The organism is Lysinibacillus sp. FSL W7-1291, assembly GCF_038593415.1.
Taxonomy (GTDB): Bacteria; Bacillota; Bacilli; order Bacillales_A; family Planococcaceae; genus Lysinibacillus; species Lysinibacillus fusiformis_D.
Genome location: NZ_CP151994.1, coordinates 3,951,271 through 3,957,500, shown reverse-complemented (window position 1 = coordinate 3,957,500; position 6,230 = coordinate 3,951,271). Strand labels below are relative to the sequence as shown.

At 44.9% G+C, this 6,230-nt stretch carries 4 protein-coding genes, 1 tRNA gene, 2 rRNA genes and 1 riboswitch (1 of these 8 running past the window's edge); all 7 genes read left to right on the top strand.

Annotated features, from left to right (window positions below):
* Window positions 1-35 (top strand) — tRNA-Ala (locus NST76_RS19255); it begins 41 nt to the left of the window's first position.
* A gap of 214 nt (window positions 36-249) precedes the next feature.
* Window positions 250-3,177 (top strand): 23S ribosomal RNA (locus NST76_RS19250).
* A 187-nt stretch (window positions 3,178-3,364) separates the two neighbouring features.
* Window positions 3,365-3,480 (top strand): 5S ribosomal RNA (gene rrf / locus NST76_RS19245).
* A 120-nt stretch (window positions 3,481-3,600) separates the two neighbouring features.
* Window positions 3,601-3,876: a hypothetical protein gene (locus NST76_RS19240; RefSeq protein WP_036124085.1), complete on the top strand. Its 276-nt coding sequence runs from the start codon at window positions 3,601-3,603 to the stop codon at window positions 3,874-3,876.
* Between the two features lie 142 nt (window positions 3,877-4,018).
* Window positions 4,019-4,213: an NETI motif-containing protein gene (locus tag NST76_RS19235; protein WP_089934989.1), complete on the top strand. Its 195-nt coding sequence runs from the start codon at window positions 4,019-4,021 to the stop codon at window positions 4,211-4,213.
* Between the two features lie 93 nt (window positions 4,214-4,306).
* Window positions 4,307-4,405: riboswitch (purine riboswitch) on the top strand.
* A 209-nt stretch (window positions 4,406-4,614) separates the two neighbouring features.
* Window positions 4,615-5,103 carry a 5-(carboxyamino)imidazole ribonucleotide mutase gene (gene purE, locus NST76_RS19230; protein WP_089934991.1) on the top strand — a complete coding sequence of 163 codons (489 nt, stop codon included), beginning with the start codon at window positions 4,615-4,617 and terminating at the stop codon, window positions 5,101-5,103.
* Window positions 5,100-6,224 (top strand): 5-(carboxyamino)imidazole ribonucleotide synthase, encoded by a 1,125-nt coding sequence (purK, locus tag NST76_RS19225; protein ID WP_036124076.1) that lies wholly within the window; start codon window positions 5,100-5,102, stop codon window positions 6,222-6,224. Before purE ends, purK begins: the two co-directional genes overlap by 4 nt.
* The last annotated feature ends 6 nt before the right edge of the window (window positions 6,225-6,230 follow it).

Genomic DNA, 6,230 nt, shown 5'->3' with positions numbered 1-6,230 from the left:
GGAGGTCAGCGGTTCGATCCCGCTAGGCTCCACCAATCTTTGTTCTTTGAAAACTGGATAAAACGACATTGAAATTGTAACAAACACATTTATTTTTTAAGTTTTTTTATAGGCTTAATAACATTAGAAGGTTTCAAGACACGAGCAGTTCTAGGAAGCAATCGAGTGAATGAAGGAGCGTACTTGAGTACGTGACTGATTGAACGAGTGAAGCTGACAACGAAATGTGATGTGTATTGAAAGCCGTTAGGTTAAGTTATTAAGGGCGCACGGCGAATGCCTTGGCACTAGGAGCCGAAGAAGGACGGCACTAACACCGATATGCTTCGGGGAGCTGTAAGTGAGCTTTGATCCGGAGATTTCCGAATGGGGGAACCCACTACGTTTAATCGCGTAGTATCTTGACGTGAATACATAGCGTCTTGAAGGCAGACCCAGGGAACTGAAACATCTAAGTACCTGGAGGAAGAGAAAGAAAAATCGATTCCCTGAGTAGCGGCGAGCGAAACGGGAAGAGCCCAAACCAAGAGGCTTGCCTCTTGGGGTTGTAGGACACTCAATACGGAGTTACAAAAGAGCGAGTTAGATGAAGCGACTTGGAAAGGTCCGCCAGAGCAGGTAAAAGCCCTGTAGTCGAAAGTTCGTTCTCTCCTGAGTGGATCCTGAGTACGGCGGAACACGTGAAATTCCGTCGGAATCCGGGAGGACCATCTCCCAAGGCTAAATACTACCTAGTGACCGATAGTGAACCAGTACCGTGAGGGAAAGGTGAAAAGCACCCCGGAAGGGGAGTGAAAGAGATCCTGAAACCGTGTGCCTACAAGTAGTTAGAGCCCGTTAATGGGTGATAGCGTGCCTTTTGTAGAATGAACCGGCGAGTTACGATTACGTGCGAGGTTAAGCTTTAGAAGGCGGAGCCGCAGCGAAAGCGAGTCTGAATAGGGCGAAATAGTACGTGGTCGTAGACCCGAAACCAGGTGATCTACCCATGTCCAGGGTGAAGGTAAGGTAACACTTACTGGAGGCCCGAACCCACGCACGTTGAAAAGTGCGGGGATGAGGTGTGGGTAGCGGAGAAATTCCAATCGAACTTGGAGATAGCTGGTTCTCTCCGAAATAGCTTTAGGGCTAGCCTCGTGATGAGAATACTGGAGGTAGAGCACTGTTTGGACTAGGGGGCCATCCCGGTTTACCGAATTCAGACAAACTCCGAATGCCAGATATTTATACACGGGAGTCAGACTGCGAGTGATAAGATCCGTAGTCAAAAGGGAAACAGCCCAGACCACCAGCTAAGGTCCCAAAGTAATCGTTAAGTGGAAAAGGATGTGGCGTTGCACAGACAACCAGGATGTTGGCTTAGAAGCAGCCATCATTTAAAGAGTGCGTAATAGCTCACTGGTCGAGTGACGCTGCGCCGAAAATGTATCGGGGCTAAACGATTCACCGAAGCTGTGGATTGACATCTACGATGTCAGTGGTAGGAGAGCGTTCTAAGTGCGTTGAAGTCAGACCGGAAGGACTGGTGGAGCGCTTAGAAGTGAGAATGCCGGTATGAGTAGCGAAAGACGGGTGAGAATCCCGTCCACCGTATGACTAAGGTTTCCTGAGGAAGGCTCGTCCGCTCAGGGTTAGTCGGGACCTAAGCCGAGGCCGATAGGCGTAGGCGATGGACAACAGGTTGATATTCCTGTACCACCTCCTCACCGTTTGAGAAATGGGGGGACGCAGTAGGATAGGGTAAGCGCGCTGTTGGTTATGCGCGTCCAAGCAGTAAGGCGTGTGTGTAGGCAAATCCGCACACTGTAACGTTGAGCTGTGATGGCGAGTCCGTATGGACGAAGTTCCTGATTTCACACTGCCAAGAAAAGCCTCTATCGAGGTGAGAGGTGCCCGTACCGCAAACCGACACAGGTAGTCGAGGAGAGAATCCTAAGGTGTGCGAGAGAACTCTCGTTAAGGAACTCGGCAAAATGACCCCGTAACTTCGGGAGAAGGGGTGCTCTTGAGCGTGCAAGCGCATGAGAGCCGCAGTGAATAGGCCCAGGCGACTGTTTAGCAAAAACACAGGTCTCTGCAAAACCGTAAGGTGACGTATAGGGGCTGACGCCTGCCCGGTGCTGGAAGGTTAAGAGGAGTGGTTAGCGCAAGCGAAGCTGCGAATTGAAGCCCCAGTAAACGGCGGCCGTAACTATAACGGTCCTAAGGTAGCGAAATTCCTTGTCGGGTAAGTTCCGACCCGCACGAAAGGCGTAACGATCTGGGCACTGTCTCAACGAGAGACTCGGTGAAATTATAGTACCTGTGAAGATGCAGGTTACCCGCGACAGGACGGAAAGACCCCGTGGAGCTTTACTGTAGCCTGATATTGAATTTTGGTACAACTTGTACAGGATAGGTAGGAGCCAGAGATCTCGGAGCGCCAGCTTCGAAGGAGGCGTCGGTGGGATACTACCCTGGTTGTATTGAAATTCTAACCCATGCCCCTTAGCGGGGCAGGAGACAGTGTCAGGCGGACAGTTTGACTGGGGCGGTCGCCTCCTAAAAGGTAACGGAGGCGCCCAAAGGTTCCCTCAGAATGGTTGGAAATCATTCGTAGAGTGTAAAGGCACAAGGGAGCTTGACTGCGAGACCTACAAGTCGAGCAGGGTCGAAAGACGGGCTTAGTGATCCGGTGGTTCCGCATGGAAGGGCCATCGCTCAACGGATAAAAGCTACCCCGGGGATAACAGGCTTATCTCCCCCAAGAGTCCACATCGACGGGGAGGTTTGGCACCTCGATGTCGGCTCATCGCATCCTGGGGCTGTAGTCGGTCCCAAGGGTTGGGCTGTTCGCCCATTAAAGCGGTACGCGAGCTGGGTTCAGAACGTCGTGAGACAGTTCGGTCCCTATCCGTCGTGGGCGTAGGAAATTTGAGAGGAGCTGTCCTTAGTACGAGAGGACCGGGATGGACACACCGCTGGTGTACCAGTTGTCTTGCCAAAGGCATCGCTGGGTAGCTATGTGTGGACGGGATAAGTGCTGAAAGCATCTAAGCATGAAGCCCCCCTCAAGATGAGATTTCCCATTACGCAAGTAAGTAAGATCCCTCAAAGACGATGAGGTAGATAGGTTCGAGGTGGAAGTGTGGTGACACATGGAGCTGACGAATACTAATCGATCGAGGACTTAACCAAAAACGTTTGAACCATTCAATGAACCGTTTATCCAGTTTTGAAAGAATAATTTCTTTTATGAAGGGTTTCAAAATACGAGTAGTTCGAGGAAGCAATGGAGAGAGGAAAGGAGCGTACTCAAGTACGTGACTGACTGAAGGACAGAAGCTGACGAAGAAATGCGATGTATATTGAAAGCCGACCATAGTCTAGTGATGATGGCAAAGAGGTCACACCCGTTCCCATACCGAACACGGAAGTTAAGCTCTTTAGCGCCGATGGTAGTTGGGGGCTTCCCCCTGTGAGAGTAGGACGTCGCTAGGCAATTTAAAAAGTCATGGATATATTCCATGGCTTTTTTTGTTTTATGAAATATTCATAAAATGCTATAATAAATTAAATTATATACATATTGATTGATCTTGATTCATAGGAGGAATCAAAATGAGGCGTAACCTTTTTACGGCTATTTCGATCTTGAGTCTACTACTTATATTCTTTCTGTTTGGTTATGATTCAACGAAATGGTATGGAGGCTTTTTTACATTTCTCTATCAAGTCAATATGTTTATGCCCTTTATTTTAGGTGGTTTAGGCATTGTTAGTGCTCTCTTAGGCATTAAAGGCTATCGCATGGTTCTTGTTGTCCTTCATTCATTCCTACTATTATTATTTTTAGGTATCTATTTTAAAGCTTTTTATGGATTTAATGAACCTTAATTAAAACTGCGGATATGAATCTGCAGTTTTTTCTATTGAAAGAACCTCATTATATGTTCTTACATACTTCTTTAAGCAACAAAAGGTATAATGTAATACAAGTAGTAAATATGTAAAATGTGAAGTGGAAAGGAAGAAAAAGTTGGGGAAAAAGCAAATTTGGTATGAGGTACAAGAAAATGAGTCGATCGAGGATTGTTTAGCAAGAATGCAGCAGGATGGTTTCATGGCCATAGGGCGAAAAGAAGAGCCGCTTTTTCATATAGTAGATGGTGAACCAGCCTTTTTGCGTCAAAAAATTCAATTTAAAGCTATACCTACTCAAGATACTGAATAAATTTGACCAAAAACCGAACATTTTTTTTGCACTTATAAAAAACGTTCGCATTTTTGCATTGACGATAAGGCAATCCCTTGTTAAAATGTGATAAGGAAAAACAAATAAATCCCACATATATGCTAGAGGATTGGCTCTAGTGTCTCTACCCGGCACCGTAAATGCTGGACTATGCGGGAAAGCACTTTTGGCATATTACGAGAAGATCCTTGTGCAGTTATGTACATGGAGATATTCTTGTCTTACTAAGTCCTCAAGTAAACTGCTTTCACGTGTAATAGTAGAGAGTAGTTTATTTGGGGATTTTCTTTGTAAATAGATAAAAATTGCAGTAGCTATTAATAATAGAGGCTTGCACAATAATTGATCATTTTTCTATCGTTTAAAAGGAGCGACAATTTATGAATCCGAAAATCGGTGTCATTATGGGTAGTTCAAGTGACTGGGAAACAATGAAACATGCATGTGATATTTTAGATGAATTACAAGTACCGTATGAAAAAAAGGTTGTATCTGCACATCGTACACCTGATTTAATGTTTGACTATGCAGAGACAGCTCGTGAGCGAGGACTACAAGTAATTATCGCTGGGGCAGGTGGAGCTGCACATTTACCTGGAATGGTAGCAGCTAAAACAACATTACCTGTCATTGGTGTACCAGTTCAATCACGTGCACTTAACGGACTCGATTCATTATTATCTATCGTTCAAATGCCTGGTGGTGTACCTGTAGCAACTGTAGCGATTGGCAAAGCGGGAGCAACAAACGCAGGATTACTAGCAGCTCAAATTTTGTCAACAACAGATGCTGTACTTGCTAATAAATTAGATGCTAGACGTGAAGCAACGAAGCAGCAAGTATTAGAAAGCACAGGTGACTTAGTGTGACGAAGATTATTTATCCTGGACAAACGATAGGTATTATAGGCGGAGGACAACTTGGTCGAATGATGGCGCTTGCTGCAAAGGAGTCAGGTTTTAAAGTGGCTGTTCTTGAGCCTGCAATGGACTCGCCGTGTGGGCAGGTAGCTGATATTCGTATTGTAGCTCCATATGATGATGAAGCTGCTTTAGAAGAACTTGCAGAAGTAAGTGATGTTATCACTTATGAATTTGAAAATATTGATTATGAAGGCTTAAAGCGCTTATCACAAATGGCTTATGTTCCTCAAGGAGCAGAGTTGGTACGTATTACACAAAACCGTATAACAGAGAAAGACGCTATTGTGAAGGCTAGTTGCCCAGTAGCACCATATATTGTTGCAAAAACTTATGAAGAATTAGTAGCCAATATTGATTCGATTGGTTATCCTTGTATAGTCAAAACAGCAAGAGGTGGTTATGATGGCAAGGGACAGCAGCTTTTAAAGTCAACTGAAGATTTACCTTTAGCGAAAGAACTATTCACACATTCTCAATGTATTGCAGAAGGTTTTGTTCCTTTCCTAAAGGAAGTATCGGTCATTGTTCAAAGAAATGGTCATGGTGAATCGTATTGTCAGCCAGTTGGAGAGAACATTCATGTTCATCATATTCTGCATGAAACAATTGTGCCTGCTCGCATATCTGAAAGCACAGCTCAAGCTGCGGAACGAGAAGCTTTAAAAATTGCAGATTACTTACATTTAGTAGGAACGCTAGCAGTAGAAATGTTTGTGTTAGAAGATGGTAGCATTGTTATTAATGAATTAGCACCAAGACCTCATAATTCTGGTCATTATTCAATAGAAGCGTGTAATGTTTCACAATTCCATCAGCATATTCGTGCTGTTTGTGGTTGGCCATTACGTAAGCCAGAACTTTGGGCGCCATCCATTATGGTCAATGTATTAGGGCAGCATGTCGTGCCACTCAGTAACTCAATTGCTAAATATCCTGAATGGTCCATCCATCTTTATGGGAAAGCTGAAGCTAAGGTAAACCGTAAAATGGGCCATGTAACGATTATGACAAAAAGCTTAGAGGAAACACTACAACAAATCGAGAGTTCTGGCATTTGGTCAGAATAGAAGGAG